The organism is Polycladidibacter stylochi (assembly GCF_001562055.1).
GTDB lineage: Bacteria > Pseudomonadota > Alphaproteobacteria > Rhizobiales > Stappiaceae > Pseudovibrio > Pseudovibrio stylochi.
The window spans coordinates 169,365-185,362 of sequence record NZ_LLWE01000005.1; the positions used below are offsets into that span (position 1 = coordinate 169,365).

Here is a 15,998-nt window from a genome sequence, read left to right on the forward strand (position 1 = left end):
CGGCTTAACGGCTTGAGTGGGCCGCTTGGTCTTTAAGCAGCTTGGTGGCATCAAGCGCGCTCATGGGCTGACCAAAAGTATAGCCTTGGGCATATTCACAACCAAGCTGATACAGCTCAAGTGAGTCCGCATCGGTCTCGGCACCTTCTGCAACTATTTCCATACCTAGGTCGTGCCCCAATTTAACGATGGAATGCAAAATAACAGAGCGCGATGCGTTGGTGCGAGATTGCACAAAGGTGCGGTCAATCTTCAAGGTATCGAACTGGAAGCGTTGCAAATAGCTCAGCGACGAATAACCGGTGCCAAAATCATCCAACGACAAGCCCGCGCCTAAACCTTTCAAGCGCTCAAGTACTTGCACCGAGAATTCGGGGTTTTGCATGATGAGTGATTCTGTCAGTTCCAGCTTTAGCGATCCCGGTGTCAGTGCAGCACGTGATAGCACCGCTTTAACATCTGAAATCAAATCATGACGCAGCAATTGGCGTGATGAAATGTTGATTGACATAAACAACGGCATGGCTTGGCGGTATTCGCGCTGCCATTGCGAGAGTTGTTGAGCCCCCTTGTTCAGCACTAGTAAGCCGATTTCGTTTATCAAACCGTTCTGCTCGGCCACCGGAATAAATTCGGCCGCAGGTATAAGCCCACGTGTGGGGTGCTGCCAACGGGCTAGCGCCTCAAAACCAGCTACTGTTTTATCGGACAAACGCACAATTGGTTGGAAATATACTTGCAATTCGTTCTTTTCCAGTGCGCTGCGCAACTCGCCATCAATGGCCAGAGAATTGCCCACTAAGTGACGCAAGGTAGGACGGAACACCTCAACCCTATCTCCACCCAAACGCTTGGCGTGATTAAGCGCGATTTCCGCATCTCTGATAATTGCAGAGGCTTTTTCTACCTTATCGTCGGATAATGCGGCACCAATAGACGCGGTAAGGAAAATTTCTTGCTCACCAAATTTCACCGGCATACGTACAGCCTTGCGCATTTCGTCAGCAAAGGCGGCAACCTGATTTGCCTCGGTTTCTGACACCAGCAGCACAGCAAAGACGTCTGCGCTCAAACGCGAGAGCGAGTCTTGTGGCTTTAACAAGCGGGACAGTCTTCTTGCCGCAGTGAGCAACATGGAATCGCCTGCGGTTTGCCCAACACTGTCGTTAACCTGCTTGAAGCGGTCCAAATCCAACAGGATGATTGAGAAGCTGCCGGAATTTTCGGCCCGCGTGCGGGTGATAGTTGCATTCAAGCGGTCCATAAACAATTCGCGGTTCGGCAACCCCGTGAGATTGTCGTGCACAGCATCGTGCATCAACCGCTCCTCGGCATTTTTTTGTGAGGTGATATCCAACAGTGTTCCGACACAGCGTATGACCTCGCCATCGCCCCCCAATAGCGGGCGGGCGCGCAACAAGAACCAACGATAGTGGCCATCTTCACCACGCAAACGAAAAACCTGGTTTACACGGCCCCGACGGTGGTCGATCACGGCATCAAGCGTTGCACGAAAGATATCCTTATCTTGCGTATGTAGATACTCTAACCAATCCCGGGCAGAGCCTTGCAGGCTGCCGGTTTTGAGACCAAGGACTTCTTCCAAAACATCACTGGTAAGAATGCGGTCGCGCTCTGTATCCCAGTCCCACAATATATCACCGGAACCAACCATAGCCAGCGAGCGGCGTTCTACTTCTGGCACCGCACCGCTCGAGAATGAGTTTGCAGCAAAAGCGTGCTGAATTACCGTGAAGCTGATGAGCAACACGATTAGTACAATGCCACCGGCAAGCGCAGGCTGAACCAACTCATTCACCAGTGAGCCTTTGGTGGCCATCCACGCGGCGAAAATCCAGACGATAAGCAAGAACCAAGTGGGCACAAGCATTATCGCCCGCTCGAAGCCTTGAATGGCTAAATAAATTATAAGTGTGAAACCCACCAATATTGTGAGTGCCAAGATAATGCGAGAAAAGCCAGCAGCGAGTGCGGGATCCCATAGTGCGACAACGACAAGTGAGGATACAAAGCAAACCACAGTAAGCAACAGGTGTGTTGGCCGGATTTGCCATCGGCTTAAGTTCAAGTAGGCGTATAAAAACAAAATGAGTGATGTTGTTAGCGATATTTCCGCTACAGCACGGAAAAGCTGCTCATCGCCTAACGTACGCCCGAAAATCAGATTCCAGAAACCGAAATCAATGCAAAGGTACAGAAGTACCGACCACGCCATGCTGGCGGTTGCGGGAAAAAGTACGGTTCCTTTCACCACGAACAAGATGGTCAAGAACAGGCAAAGAAGCCCGGCTATGCCTAATACAATTCCATGGAACAACGAGTAGGCGTTAATATTATCCTTATAGGCTTCCGGCTTCCATAAGCGCAATTCTGGCAAGGTGGAGCTTTGTAATTCGGCGACGAAAGTTACCACTGCACCCGGCTCTAGTGTAATGCGAAAAACATCGGCCGCGGTTGAGCGCTCGCGGATTGGCGGGACACCGAGACTTGGTGTAATTGACAGTATCCGCCGCGCTCCAAGGTCGGGATTGAAGACACCGGAGCCTGACATTTTGTAGTATGGCGCAACCAATAGGCGGTCTATTTGCTCATTACTCGGGTTCGATAGGGCAAAAACACCCCATGACTTTGCCTTTCCATCGGTGGAACGCACTTCAATGCGTCTGACAATACCGTTCACATCCGGAGCTGTTGAAACTTGCAGGCTGTCACCGGCCTGAGGATAGAAATCAACGACTGCGGTCATATCAACCGCATCAATATCTTTGGGGGCGACGATCGCCTCTAGTGCCCATGCTTTAGCAAGAAAGGAATATGAAATAAAAAATAGCAGGAACAAAGCTACAAATTGGGGTAAACGCTGCAAGTATCGCTTGGGCAAGGTTGTCTCCTGCATAAACGGCTCTTTCTTTGTCCCTGGCTTGCACAGCCTTAAAAGGGTGCTTTTGCCGAAACGGGCTCAGGTATTTTATTCTGTTGCCCGGCCCGACCTGTGCGGTTTCGAAGCGAGCGTGAAAAATTCGTTTCTTCGGCTATTTTTGCCAAAAGTACATGGTCTTGCCATTGGCCATTGATAAAGAGGAAACTGCGCGCGTAACCCTCGCGCTCAAAGCCGACTCTTTCTAGCAAACCAATAGAGACTTCGTTGGTTGGAATACAATTGGCCTCAACGCGGTGCAAGTGTAATTCCTCAAAAGCAAAGGATATTATGCGTTCAACCGCCTTTTTCATATATCCTTTCCCAGCGTAAGGCTTACCCATCCAGTAGCCAAGGCAGCCGGATTTGCACACCCCGTGGCGTACGTTGGTTAAAGTGATACCGCCCAAGAGCTTTTGTCCAATGCCTTCAAAAATATAGAAGGGATAGGATTGTCCTTGACGATACTCTTGCAGTAACTGCTTGTAACGCCGTTTAAAGCCAACCCTAGATAAGTCATCAACGGGCCACGTGGGTTCCCAGGGTTGTAAAAAATCCCTGCTGATTTCGCGCAGATTTGACCACTTCTCGTAGTCCTTCGGTTGTGGTGCCCGTAATAGCACCCCTTTTCCCGTAAGTTGATAAGGGTGAATTGCTGCTCTGTTTAAAACCACCAATGCCACCAGCCCCTTCTGTTAACGACCCAGTATTACTCTCGCTTTTCGTTGGATGTTAAGTAAGCTCTGTTTAGTTTGCCCCTAGCTGACCTTTTTAGCTCAAAATACGCGCCTCTTTAATACGACTCTCAACTTGTGAAAGCGATAACATAGGCGATTTGGGCCCAACGCTTACCATTGTCGGCTTTTTGCTCAAGAATACCCTTTGCGCAACTTTTTGCACCTGTTCTAGTGATACGGCGTCTACCCTTTGTGTCAGCTCATCGACACACACAACGCGGTCATAAATCATTAATTGCCGTGCAATTTGACCTGCCCGCGCTGCAGGGCTTTCCAAAGCAATCAGTAGACTTGCCTTTATTTGTGCCTTTGCCCGTTGGACTTCTGCATTTGTTATGGTGCGGGTAACATTCACAAGCTCATCAACAATAACCGGCATTAATTCTTCGGTATCTTGCGGTCCTGTTGCTGCATGGATGGCAAATAGCCCACCACCTGTGAATGCCCAGTGAAAAGCGTAGATTGAATAGCAAAGGCCCCTTTGTTCGCGCACTTTTTGAAATAGTCGCGATGACATACCCCCTCCAAGAATAGAGGCCAATATCTGGACGGCATAATAATCCTGGTCGGCATACGAAATGCCCTCAAAGCCCAAGATTACCTGTACTTCTTGCAGATCTTTTTCTAAAAACTTGCTTCCGCCGTGATAGGTGATTTCAGGAACAGCGGTTGGTTTTGTTTGCGAAAGTTTTGTAAATAACTGCTGCGCTTTAGATACAATCTCATCGTGGGATACGGCCCCTGATGCTGACAAAACCATACCTTGAGCCGAATAGCGCCTATCCATATAGTTTCGGATATCTTTCGGCTCAAAGCCTTTTACACGTTGCGGCGTACCGAGGATGGGCCGACCGATTGACTGATCTGGCCAAGCGGTTTCCAATAGCAAATCGAAAGCAACATCTTCGGGTGTATCTTCCGCTGCACCAATTTCTTGCAAGATAACGTGCTTTTCCCGCTCGAGTTCATCTGGATCAAATATGGATTCTTGCAAAATATCTGCCAGAATATCCAGCCCTAAGGGGACATCCTCCGCCATCAGGCGGAGGTAGTAGTTTGTGTGTTCCACGCTTGTCGACGCATTCATTTCACCGCCAACGGCTTCCACTTCCTCGGCGATTTGTAGCGCACTTCTTTTCTTTGTCCCCTTAAAAGCCATATGCTCGAGCAGATGGGTCAACCCATTTTCGGAGGCTTTTTCGGACTGAGAACCTGCACCAACCCAAACACCCAAAGCAGCGGTTTTTAAATGAGGCATGTTATCGGTGACAATAGTCATGCCGTTATCTAAGCGCGTTACACGTGTTGTCATTCATTAGACCCCTGTTGCAACGGCGCGGGCAGTTTTTACAACGTGCTGCTCTATTGCCTCCAACTCCGCAGGTACAACAGTGAATTTTTCCTCACGTTCCATTAAATCCGAGAGGTGCGGTGGCAAGCCTGGTGTCATACCACTGGCCTTAGCAACAGCTTGCGGGAACTTTGCCGGATGTGCTGTTGAGAGTACAACCATTGGCGTTTCAGCTGTGGTAAAGCTTTTGGCCACATGTGCGGCAATCGCCGTGTGTGGGTCCATCAGGTAACCAGAATCGTCAAGAGTTTGTTTAATCGTCGCTTTCGTTTGCTCTTCCGATGCGCGACCGGCAGCAAATAACTTCTTGATTTCATCTAATGTATTTTGTGAAAGCGTGAAAGCACCTGACTGCTTTAAACTCGCCATTTGCCGCTTGACCTCTTCACCATTACGTCCGTTTGCTTCAAACAATAACCGCTCGAAGTTAGACGAAACCTGAATATCCATGGACGGCGCTGTTGTCGGTATTACTGTACTGGTTTCATAGCGGCCTGTTTCTATGGTACGGGCCAAAATATCATTCACATTCGTCGCGATCACCAGTTGCTTAATAGGTAGCCCCATTTTGTAGGCCACATATCCTGCAAAAATATCGCCAAAATTGCCTGTTGGTACAGTGAAGGAGATTTCGCGGTGCGGTGCACCAAGGGCAGCACCGGCAACAAAATAGTAGACCACCTGCGCGACCACACGAGCCCAGTTGATCGAATTCACACCAGAAAGTGATACTTTTTCGCGAAACACCCCGTTGTTGAACAGGTCTTTCAAAATGCCCTGGCAATCATCAAAATTACCCTTCACGGCTAATGCATGTATATTATCTTCTTTGGCAGTGGTCATCTGGCGCTGCTGTACAGGCGAGACGCAGCCTTCTGGAAAGAGGATATAAACATCTGTTCGTTCACGACCACGGAATGCTTCAATCGCGGCTCCACCAGTATCACCCGATGTTGCCCCCACAATGGTTGCCCGCTCATCGTTTTGTGTGAGTACATGGTCCATCATGCGACCCAACAATTGCATGGCAACGTCTTTAAATGCCAGTGTCGGGCCATGAAACAACTCTAAAATAAACGTGTTGGCATCGGTTTGAACCAATGGCGTTACCGCTTTATGTGCAAAACTGTCGTAGGCGGCCTCAATCATATCTTTTAGGTCAGCTTTGCTGATTGAATCGCCAACATACGGGCTTATGACTTCATAAGCTATTTGCGCATAAGTTTTGCCTGAAAAATCCGCAATCTGCTGTTTGGTCAGCTGAGGCCATGTTTTGGGCACATAAAGCCCCCCATCTCGCGCCAAGCCTGTGAGCATTACCTGAGCAAAATCCAACTCTGGTGCTTCTGCGCGCGTGCTTACATACTTCACTGCCAAACCTTTCTCAAATACAATTCAGTGTCACAAACACTTCTGCCCGTTGACCATTCTAGCCAGTGGGGAAAACTCAAACAAAGACCTCATAAAGCCCGAGAAGTTTTTTGCAAAGATGATGCAGCGGCACTCTCAGGCTTGCTCTGATGACCAAGAGGGTCTTGAAATAACAGAGTTAGCCTAAAATTGCACTGTTTTCTTGATGAAAACATTAGCATTTTTGCAAAATCGGATTGTTTCTTGGACGCAAGTTAACCGCCAGTTGTGGCTAAAGCTTGTCATGCGTGTCCGGCATCAGAGGAAAGCATACCTGGTTCGATACCCATTATTTGTAGGGCACGCCCCCATTTATCATGGTCTTGCACCTCAAAAACCAGTGAGGGATCAGCAGCACAAGTTAACCAGCCGTTAGCTTGAATCTCACTCTCCAGCTGTCCGGGTGCCCAGCCAGCATAACCCAATGCTAACAATGCTCTACTCGGTCCGCGCCCTTCAGCCAAAGCACGAAGTATTTCAAGTGTAGCTGTTAAGCAGATGCCATTTTCGATGGGTAGACTAAACCCTTCCAAGAAGAAATCATCGGAATGCAGCACGAAACCTCGCCCTGTATCGACCGGTCCACCTTGATACACCTTCATATTGCGAAGGTCGGGCGGTAACTCGTACTCATCGCCTTCTGGTAGAATATTCAATTGTTTTAGCAATTCGGAAAAATTGATATTATCAACCGGCTGGTTGAGGATAATTCCCATTGCCCCTTCCTCTGAGTGGGCACAAACATAAACAACAGAATGGGCAAATCTGCCATCGTCCATTGAAGGCATTGCAATAAGGTATTGACCTTCCATGTACTGGTTGTTGTCGCCTTCCTGCATACAATGACCTCTTGATTTTGTTTTACTCAAGCATTCGAGAATAGGTTTATCAATTATTCATATCACAAGCGGTATGAGGTGACTCAATCTGTGATAAACCACTGTTAGAAAACACCATAGCATGAACACAATACATTGCAGCCTGTCTGTTTTATGTTCTTTAACAAGAAACAAGCACAATGCGATGTGGGCTAACGGCAAGAGTAAAGCAATGATCCTAAAGAAGTCTCAGTTTCGAGCTCGAAACTTATTATATTTGAGCATTGCTCTTAGCTTACTGATGTTCGCGCCTGCCTCGGCTTCCAACTACAATAGTGAATGGGTGATTTTTGAAGGTGGCGCAGTGCGCTTGTTGCGCGACGATACAGCAAATCCGGCACAAAAGGCTGTTGGAGCCCTTGAGTTTCGACTTGAAGACGGCTGGCATATTTATTGGCGTTATCCCGGCGAAACGGGCTTGCCAACAACTGTTGATTTCTCTGCCTCAACGAACCTAAAGGATTATCACCTGCAATATCCTCCCCCGCAAATTTATAATGACGGCCTGACCCAGTCGCTAATTTATAAGAAAAAGGTAATTTTGCCTATTAGTTGGCTGCGTCAAAACCCCAAACGACCGGCAGTGCTCGATGCTTCAATTGAATTTGGAGTATGTAAGCATATATGTATTCCCGAACACGTCTCCCTTTCACTCGTGATTCCTAGAGTTGACAACCGATCAAGTGAGTGGAAAAAGATTATTGCACAAGCACTCTTGCAAGTTCCAACCCCCATGGCGCGCGGAGATGCGTTTTTAAAATCTGCCAAGAAAGTTGAAGTCGATGGACAAACCCATTGGGATTTCACTTTTGCGCTTGAGCGAACAAGCGGCGCATCCAATATAGCTCGTCATTTGCAGTTATTTATTGACGGTGGTCCATCTGCATATCATGGCATTCCAAAACTCATTGAAACGACTGCCAACACAGCCCGTTTTAGAGTTAATGCCAACGGCTTAAAAGATGGTCGTGTACTGTTTACTCTTGTGAATGGTAAGCATAGTTACCAAGCAAACTACACAATACCGTTAGATGCCTCTCAAAGTAAGTGATGGCTTTCACTATGACGAAATTATTTTTACTCGAAAGTGATTTAGGCTTGTAATATCTCTGCGTTATTGTGAATGCGAAAGAACTCGCATTTTGAGGAGGAAATGATGAGTATTGAAATTGGCGCACATATTCCTGATGTACAGCTAATGGCTGTTACCAATGAGGGCCCCAAAGAGGTTTCCACAAAGGAAATCTTTGCTGGCAAAACCGTTGTACTATTTGCGGTTCCTGGCGCTTTCACACCAACTTGCCATTTAAATCACTTGCCTGGTTATCTTCATAACTACGAGGCGCTCAAAGCCAAAGGTGTCGATGAAATCGCAGTGGTTGCTGTCAATGACGCATTTGTCATGGGTGCTTGGGCCAAGGATACAGATGGACTTGGAAAACTAACCTTTCTAGCTGATGGTAATGGTGATTTTGCCAAGGCTATGGGGCTGGAGTTGGACGGCTCGGGCTTTGGAATGGGGTTGCGTTCGCAACGATATGCCCTTATCGCCAAGGACGGCGTAATTTCAGCTTTGAAAATCGAGGCTTCGCCCGGTGTTGCTGAGAGCTCAACAGCTGAGGCCATTTTGGAGGCTCTATAAAGCAAAACTAAAGCAGTACACTCTATAAACACAGTAGAGAAACTGCTTTAGGCTTTTAGCTATTGTCTTGATAAAGTAGATTAAAGCTATCTTGGTTTACGAGGCGGCGCTTTGTTATTTCCACGTGGGTTTAGCATGGCATTGGGGATAGCACGTCTTGGATTAACATTGGCCTTTTTTCTCTCTATTGCGGCTTTTCTTGCTGCTTCTTCTTCTTGGAAAAACAGATCCTGCTCATCTTCAGGCGATAGCTTATCTCTATTCGCGTAAAACTCTTTTCTAAGGCGCACTAGTAGCGCACCATAAACAGCCAGCAATGTCACTGCCAAGCCAAACCATGTTAACGCATAGGACAGGTGATTGTTGGTAAAGCTCAACCGTGTTTCCCCAGCCTGTGGCAGAGAGCCCGCCTGAGCAGTGTTATCAGTTGCGTCAATTGTATAAGGAGCTGTCGTTTCCCGGTCCAACCCAAGCGCTTCAGCCATTTTCAATGGCTCGCGCACAAACCACTCTTTCTTTTCCAGATCAGCATCAGCAGAGAAAAAAGAAGGCGTTTCCGGGCGGCGTATTAAACCGTTTATGGTTACCTCGCCGCGAATGGGTAATGACGTAAGCCGCGAGCTTAAGTTTTTCTGGTCCATGGGCACAAATCCACGATTGACCAAAACAGCCCAACCTTGATTGGTTATAAATGGCGCGTAAACAAAAAAACCTTGCCCACCTTGCATCCCACGCGGATTACTCAAATTTTCATAGTAATATAATTCACCTAGTAGAAACTGACCGGTCACTTGAACAGGGAGGTAATTGACTTCTGCCATTTCAATAGTGCCCCAATCTTCCGGCCCTGGCGCAAAAACCGGTGAAGATGAGACGCGATACTTGGCTAATTCAATCAGGTTTTCTTTCCAAGACAATCGCTTCATTTGCCAACTGCCTAAAGATATTAACAGGGCAAAAGCAATCACAGTCGAGATATGAAGCCAAAGATATTTGCGTATAAAACCGATATCTTTTTTTTCGTTATCTGGCTCTGGCGGTTTATTTGAGGATGGTGGCATACTCTTCTTTTTGATCTTCTTCTCAGTAGGTGCAACCGCCCATGTCGTATCGTTATCCATATGGGATTCAATCACTGGCTTGCCTCCTTTCTGAGCTTGAATTTTCAACTGACCTAAGGTGAGTTTTTTGATAATTAGTCGAGTTAGATATGGTGTCAACACTTGTGGTAAAGCTTAGCTGTCATGAAAATCATGACAACTTTTCAAACTACGTAAGGGTTCCTAGTAACAATAATAACGTCAAGAGCCTGACGCGTAGCTGAAATCTCTACAGCTTTCATTGTGAAATAATTGTTTTTCGCGATAATATTAATGAAAAACATTGACAAATATTACATTATAGAAGAGCTAATTTGGCTAAAAACGGTTTTAAATTGGCTTTATTGTACGAAAATATCTAATAAATTTAAATGTACTACAAGTTGTGGATGTTTTATTCAGGACACCCACAACCATAGGTTTATGACTAACCACCCCAAACATAAATGGCCGCAAATAGAAAGAGCCAAACTACATCAACAAAGTGCCAATACCATGCTGCAGCCTCAAAACCAAAATGCTTTTGTGGAGTGAACTGGCCTGCACTGGCGCGTAACAAACATACCGCCAAGAAAATTGTACCAACAATTACATGGAAGCCATGGAAGCCTGTGGCCATATAGAAAGTTGCACCATAGATATTATCACTCATCCCAAAAGCTGCGTGGGCATATTCGTAGCCTTGTAAAATTGAAAACAACACGCCTAAGACCACAGTAGAGGCCAAGCCCAACTTCAACCCATCCCTGTCGTTATGGATCAGTGCGTGATGTGCCCATGTTACTGTGGTACCCGATAACAAGAGGATCAATGTATTGATCAGCGGCAAGTGCCAAGGGTCAAAAGTCTCGATACCTTTCGGCGGCCAAACGCCACCGGTTACATCGACACGATCAAACTGGGCCGCTTCATTGACGAACAACGAGGCATCGAAGTACGCCCAAAACCATGCCACGAAGAACATTACCTCACTGGCAATAAACAGGATCATACCATAGCGCAGGTGGAGCGAAACAACGGGTGTATGATGTCCCTCAATAGATTCTTTAATGGTATCACGCCACCAAGCAAACATTGTGTAAAGCACCACAAGAAACCCAATTACAAACAGCCCCCAGCCTGTAAGGTTTAGAGCCGGAATACGTTCGCCTTGTGCATCCGTGAGAAAATAGAAGATCAACTCTTCACCCGCTTGATAGCGCATGAGCGCTATGGCACCGAGAGCAAGAATAAATGTGCCGATTGAAGCCAGAAACGGCCAAGGGCTTGGGTCAATAATATGATAATCGTGATTTTTATGTGATGCCTGTGCCATTATCTCTCCATTTGGCTGACCGCTGCTCCCTATTTTTGTCTCGCGGTGTCAGGTTGAATTCTCACTTCTATAAGCTCTTGGCATTTTGATTTGGTTGGCGTTCGGGTTGTTCAACTTGCATTGCTGTTGCGTCTTGTTTCTTTTTAGTTTGCTGAGCACTCACAGGAAAGAAAGTATACGAGAGCGTTACCTCTTTCAGCTTGTCCAGAGTTTCGTCCTTGTCCATTTCCGGATCGATGTAAAACAGCAGAGGCATTTTCAAGGTTTCACCTGCTTGTAATGGCTGTTCGGTAAAGCAAAAACAATCGATCTTGTTAAAGTACGCGCCCATCTCATTTGGAAAGACGTTGAACGTTGAGGTGCCGGTTGTGGTATTTTCAGCCTGATTGTGCGCAAGATAGTTGACCTCGACCATCTGCCCCAGCTTCACATTGATAGTGCGCAGTTCCGGCTTGAATTGCCAAGGCAGCCCGCCAGCGGTATTGGCATCAAAACGCACCGTTATAATACGCTCACCTATCTGGGTTGCTTGCATATCAACTTGCTGCGGTGTGCCGCCAAAGCCAGTGACTTGGCAAAACAGCCGATATAACGGCACTGCCGCATAAGCCATTGCCACCATAACAACACAAAAACCCAAGCATACCAGCGCGACTTTGTTATTGCGCGCTTGCATTGCCGTTGCCGTTTCCTGTTTTTGTTGCGGGCAGTTTGGCGATATTGTCATGCGTAAAACCGGTTCCTCCTGTAAGCCTACAGCGGCTACTGCCCACTCAAAAAGACATTATGGCCAATCTTCAAAACTGTGATCAGGTAGAAAAGAATGACCAGTGCAGCAAGGCTCAAGCCGATGGCTAGCGAGCGGCTTTTTTGTGCCTTTTTGTGTTTCTCCATAGATAGTTTATTTGTCATCACGGGCTAAACTCCTAGGTTAGTCAGAGCCATAAGCAACAGGCTTGCGAACAGGGCGGATAGGTAGATCAGCGAAAAACGGAATACTGAAACAGCCCTTGTTGTCATGGTGCTTTGGTGACGGGCATTGTATAGCTGCAAGGTTTTAAAGGCGAAGATGCCGCCTAAGACAAATGCCAATAAGCCATAAAGAGGTGAGGCAAACCCGGCCCAGAACGGCGCCATGCCAATGGGCCATAACACTACGGCATAGACAACAATCTGCATACAGGTATTGGGTACACCCGCCACAACAGGCAACATGGGAACTTTGGCACGTTGATAATCTTTGTTTTTAAATAGAGCCAGCGCCCAGAAGTGTGGCGGTGTCCATGCAAAAATGATCAGGAAAAGCAGCGTGCTTTCGAGTGAAACCACACCGGTGACTGCCGCCCACCCCACAACGGGCGGCAATGCACCGGCGGCCCCGCCAATAACAATATTTTGCGGTGTACGGCGCTTTAACCAGATGCTGTAAATTGCCACATAAAAGAAGATGGTAAATGCCAGCAGGAATGCGGCAGTCCAATTGGCGACCAATCCCAACACCAGTACAGAACCGACGGATAAAGAAAGGCCAAAGGCCAGCGCTTCTTGTTTGCTTACCCGCCCTGCAGGAATAGGTCGGTTTTGGGTGCGGGTCATAAGTGCATCGATATCCGCATCCCACCACATATTCAGTGCCCCAGATGCCCCTGCGCCAATGGCGATGCACATAAGGGAGATTGCCTGTAACCCCCAAGGCATATTTGAGGGAGCCAGCACAATGGCGACAAGCGCAGTGAAAACCACCAAAGACATCACCCGCGGCTTTAGCAGGGCTATAAAGTCTGAAGCCTCGGCATAGCTAACGGTTTGCTCGGCTTGATTTTGCCCTGCTAATGCGACTTGCGGATACGCCTTGGGTGCCTGCATTTATCTACTCCCTTAATTACTCTTGATATCTTGACCTTTTTTACTTGCAGCGTGCCACTAGGGCGGCACGCTCGCATTGTGTCGCTATTTAATTTCGGGCAGTGTTTCGAACTGATGGAAAGGCGGCGGAGATGACAAAGTCCATTCCAGTGTCTCGGCCCCCTCGCCCCACGGGTTATCTGTTGCAGGGCGTTTGCGCACAAACGCATCCACCACTCCCCATAGGAAGATTAAAACGGCAAACCCCGAAAGGTATGAGCCCATTGAAGAGACATAGTTCCACCAGTGGAAGGCATCGGGGTAATCGGCGATACGGCGCGGCATGCCATTCAACCCCAAAAAGTGCTGGGGGAAGAACACAAGATTCACGCCAATGAACATAACTGCAAAATGCAATTTGCCGATGGCCTCGGAATACATATAGCCGCTTATTTTCGGGAACCAGTAGTACCATGCCGCAAAAATGGCAAAGACTGCACCTAACGAGAGTACATAGTGGAAATGGGCCACCACATAATAGGTGTCGTGCATCGAGCGATCCAGCCCAGCGTTGGCCAATTGTACACCTGTAACCCCGCCAATGGTGAATAGTAATATAAATCCAACAGCCCAAACCATTGGCGTGTTAAAGCTGATGGAGCCACCCCACATGGTGGCGATCCATGAGAACACTTTAATTCCTGTGGGCACTGCAATGACCATGGTAGCGAATAGGAAATAGGCTTGGGTATCGACCGAAAGCCCCACGGTGAACATATGGTGCGCCCAAACCACGAAGCCAACGACACCAATGGCCACCATGGCATAGGCCATGCCAATATAGCCAAATACCGGTTTGCGTGAGAAGGTGGAAATAATATGCGAAATGATGCCGAAAGCCGGCAGAATAAGGATGTAGACCTCAGGATGACCAAAGAACCAGAACAAGTGCTGGAACAAGATAGGGTCACCACCGCCTGCAGGGTCAAAGAATGTGGTACCGAAATTGCGATCTGTCAGTAGCATGGTAATCGCGCCTGCCAATACCGGCAGAGACAATAACAACAAGAAGGCCGTAACCAATACAGACCATGCAAACAATGGCATTTTATGCAAGCTCATGCCGGGCGCACGCATGTTCAAAATGGTGGTAATGAAGTTGATGGCCCCGAGAATGGAGGAGGCACCAGCAATATGTAGTGAGAGAATGGCAAAGTCCATGGCCGGTCCCGGTTGACCCGAGGTGGATAGTGGGGGGTAAATAGTCCAGCCACCACCAACGCCATACCCCCCTGAAGGCCCCGGAACGAATAGCGAGAGCAACAACAAAATAAACGCTGGCGGCAGTAACCAAAAGGAGATGTTATTCAGGCGCGGGAATGCCATATCCGGCGCGCCGATCATTATGGGAATAAAGTAGTTGGCAAAGCCGCCAATAAGAGCCGGCATCACCATGAAGAAGATCATGATTAAAGCATGTGCCGTGGTGAACACGTTGAACATATGTGCGTCGGCAAAATATTGCATGCCGGGGTCTTGCAGCTCCATGCGCATGGCCACCGACAACGCACCGCCGACAATACCTGCCATAATTGCGAATATGAGATATAAAATTCCGATATCTTTATGATTGGTGGAGTTCACCCAACGCACCCAGCCCTTTGGCCTGTCATGAGCGTGCGTATTGACCTGTAACATAAAACTTGCTCCCTCATTTCACCGCAGCTTTCACGTCGTCCTGCCCTAGCTCTTGGTTGTGTGCTTGATTGCGCCCACTCGCTTCAAAGGCCACGTCTGCCTGCTAAAGCTGCTGCCTTGAGCTATTGCGCTGTGGCAATTGCTAGGTTTTCATTTGTGACTTGCTGCGTTGGCGCTGTGTTGGTGCTCTTATGTGCAATCATCGATGCCAGCAGATCGTTCGCCTCATCAACATCGTTAATGGCCGCTTGCGACCACGCGGCGAATTGCTCTTTGGAAACAACCTGAACAGCGATGGGCATATAAGCATGACGGCTGCCGCAAAGCTCCGAACATTGGCCGTAGTACATGCCTGTCTCACGTGCATGGAACCAAGTTTCATTCAAACGGCCCGGCACTGCATCGACTTTGATACCAAAAGACGGGACAGCAAATGAGTGGATGACATCTGAAGCGGTAACTTGCACCCTTACCGTGGTATCCACCGGAACCACCAGATTGTAGTCGGTTGCCAGCAAACGGGGCAGCTGCTCATCGCTCAGCCCTTTTTCCTGCTTCAAGGCTTCGCGGTCCTCATCCTCCAGCATGCTGCTATCAAGCGCGATTTCTTCAAGACCTTGCTGCGGATACTCGTAGCTCCAGTACCATGAGTGCCCCGTTGCTTTCACCGTGAGGTCATATTCTGGAATGTCCAACTCTTTGTAGAGAAGCCGAAATGATGGAACGGCTAGGACAACAAGTATCAATACTGGCACAACAGTCCACACTACCTCCAATAAGGTATTATGTGAAAAGCGCTTTGGGCTTTTGTTGGTTCGGCGGTTATAACGAAAAATGCAATAAAGAAGTAATCCGGCCACAAAAAGTGTAATGGCTGATACAATGATCAGCGTGAAATCATTAAACCAGCGTATATCATCCATAACCGTTGTGGCTGCGGCCTGCATGCCCAGAGCGCCAGGTGTTGGCTGGCTGGCAAAAGCCGTACCCGTAGGCAGTGCGGCAAAACCGTATGCTAGAAACCGTTTTCGCGATTTTAGGCTATTCAACTTTTGCTGTACCCAAATATCAAATGTGGTCACTC

14 protein-coding genes are annotated in these 15,998 nt (G+C 47.9%); 2 read left to right on the top strand and 12 right to left on the bottom strand.

Going from position 1 to position 15,998, the window contains the following annotated elements; all coding sequences use genetic code 11:
• Positions 1-4: 4 nt before the first annotated feature.
• The 5 genes from AYK67_RS00825 to AYK67_RS00845 form a co-directional block, all read right to left on the bottom strand.
• A complete protein-coding gene (locus AYK67_RS00825) occupies positions 5-2,917 on the bottom strand; it encodes an EAL domain-containing protein (RefSeq protein WP_068080912.1) in 2,913 nt (970 codons plus the stop codon).
• Between the two features lie 35 nt (positions 2,918-2,952).
• Entirely contained in the window at positions 2,953-3,612 is a 660-nt protein-coding gene (locus AYK67_RS00830; RefSeq protein WP_244266855.1) for a GNAT family N-acetyltransferase, read from the bottom strand.
• Positions 3,613-3,709: 97 nt separating this feature from the next.
• Positions 3,710-4,987: a M16 family metallopeptidase gene (locus tag AYK67_RS00835; RefSeq protein ID WP_068080914.1), complete on the bottom strand. Its 1,278-nt coding sequence runs from the start codon at positions 4,985-4,987 to the stop codon at positions 3,710-3,712.
• Between the two features lie 3 nt (positions 4,988-4,990).
• Entirely contained in the window at positions 4,991-6,397 is a 1,407-nt protein-coding gene (thrC, locus tag AYK67_RS00840; protein ID WP_068081296.1) for a threonine synthase, read from the bottom strand.
• A 281-nt stretch (positions 6,398-6,678) separates the two neighbouring features.
• Positions 6,679-7,275 (bottom strand): YqgE/AlgH family protein, encoded by a 597-nt coding sequence (locus AYK67_RS00845; protein WP_068080921.1) that lies wholly within the window; start codon positions 7,273-7,275, stop codon positions 6,679-6,681.
• Positions 7,276-7,486: 211 nt separating this feature from the next.
• On the opposite strand from AYK67_RS00845, the gene AYK67_RS00850 reads away from it, so the two are divergent.
• A complete protein-coding gene (locus AYK67_RS00850; protein WP_162265064.1) occupies positions 7,487-8,365 on the top strand; it encodes a protein-disulfide reductase DsbD domain-containing protein in 879 nt (292 codons plus the stop codon).
• A gap of 105 nt (positions 8,366-8,470) precedes the next feature.
• On the top strand, positions 8,471-8,956 hold the full coding sequence (locus AYK67_RS00855; protein WP_068080927.1) for a peroxiredoxin: 486 nt from the start codon (positions 8,471-8,473) through the stop codon (positions 8,954-8,956).
• Positions 8,957-9,042: 86 nt separating this feature from the next.
• Here the strand turns inward: AYK67_RS00855 and AYK67_RS00860 are convergent, their stop codons facing one another.
• The 7 genes from AYK67_RS00860 to coxB all read right to left on the bottom strand — a co-directional run bounded on the left by AYK67_RS00860 (position 9,043) and on the right by coxB (position 15,996).
• Positions 9,043-10,092, bottom strand: a complete 1,050-nt coding sequence (locus AYK67_RS00860) for an SURF1 family protein (RefSeq protein ID WP_156453003.1) — start codon at positions 10,090-10,092, stop codon at positions 9,043-9,045.
• Positions 10,093-10,483: 391 nt separating this feature from the next.
• Positions 10,484-11,371 (bottom strand): cytochrome c oxidase subunit 3, encoded by an 888-nt coding sequence (locus tag AYK67_RS00865; RefSeq protein WP_068080931.1) that lies wholly within the window; start codon positions 11,369-11,371, stop codon positions 10,484-10,486.
• 67 nt (positions 11,372-11,438) lie between these two features.
• A complete protein-coding gene (locus tag AYK67_RS00870) occupies positions 11,439-12,098 on the bottom strand; it encodes a cytochrome c oxidase assembly protein (protein WP_068080932.1) in 660 nt (219 codons plus the stop codon).
• 35 nt (positions 12,099-12,133) lie between these two features.
• The gene (locus tag AYK67_RS17245) at positions 12,134-12,283 is read right to left on the bottom strand and encodes a hypothetical protein (RefSeq protein ID WP_173645088.1); all 150 of its coding nucleotides are present in this window, start codon (positions 12,281-12,283) and stop codon (positions 12,134-12,136) included.
• Between the two features lie 6 nt (positions 12,284-12,289).
• Positions 12,290-13,237 carry a heme o synthase gene (locus AYK67_RS00875; RefSeq protein WP_068080937.1) on the bottom strand — a complete coding sequence of 316 codons (948 nt, stop codon included), beginning with the start codon at positions 13,235-13,237 and terminating at the stop codon, positions 12,290-12,292.
• A gap of 84 nt (positions 13,238-13,321) precedes the next feature.
• On the bottom strand, positions 13,322-14,914 hold the full coding sequence (gene ctaD / locus AYK67_RS00880) for a cytochrome c oxidase subunit I (RefSeq protein WP_068080940.1): 1,593 nt from the start codon (positions 14,912-14,914) through the stop codon (positions 13,322-13,324).
• A 122-nt stretch (positions 14,915-15,036) separates the two neighbouring features.
• A complete protein-coding gene (gene coxB, locus AYK67_RS00885) occupies positions 15,037-15,996 on the bottom strand; it encodes a cytochrome c oxidase subunit II (RefSeq protein WP_420800589.1) in 960 nt (319 codons plus the stop codon).
• Between the last annotated feature and the right edge of the window lie 2 nt (positions 15,997-15,998).

Bases quoted from the DNA above. Each gene is read 5' to 3' on its own strand.
- ctaD (WP_068080940.1), bottom strand. From the start codon at position 14,914: ATGTTACAGGTCAATACGCACGCTCATGACAGGCCAAAGGGCTGGGTG.
- AYK67_RS00835 (WP_068080914.1), bottom strand. From the start codon at position 4,987: ATGACAACACGTGTAACGCGCTTAGATAACGGCATGACTATTGTCACC.
- AYK67_RS00865 (WP_068080931.1), bottom strand. From the start codon at position 11,371: ATGGCACAGGCATCACATAAAAATCACGATTATCATATTATTGACCCA.
- AYK67_RS00875 (WP_068080937.1), bottom strand. From the start codon at position 13,237: ATGCAGGCACCCAAGGCGTATCCGCAAGTCGCATTAGCAGGGCAAAAT.
- AYK67_RS00855 (WP_068080927.1), top strand. From the start codon at position 8,471: ATGAGTATTGAAATTGGCGCACATATTCCTGATGTACAGCTAATGGCT.
- AYK67_RS00850 (WP_162265064.1), top strand. From the start codon at position 7,487: ATGATCCTAAAGAAGTCTCAGTTTCGAGCTCGAAACTTATTATATTTG.
- AYK67_RS17245 (WP_173645088.1), bottom strand. From the start codon at position 12,283: ATGACAAATAAACTATCTATGGAGAAACACAAAAAGGCACAAAAAAGC.
- AYK67_RS00845 (WP_068080921.1), bottom strand. From the start codon at position 7,275: ATGCAGGAAGGCGACAACAACCAGTACATGGAAGGTCAATACCTTATT.
- AYK67_RS00870 (WP_068080932.1), bottom strand. From the start codon at position 12,098: ATGACAATATCGCCAAACTGCCCGCAACAAAAACAGGAAACGGCAACG.
- AYK67_RS00825 (WP_068080912.1), bottom strand. From the start codon at position 2,917: ATGCAGGAGACAACCTTGCCCAAGCGATACTTGCAGCGTTTACCCCAA.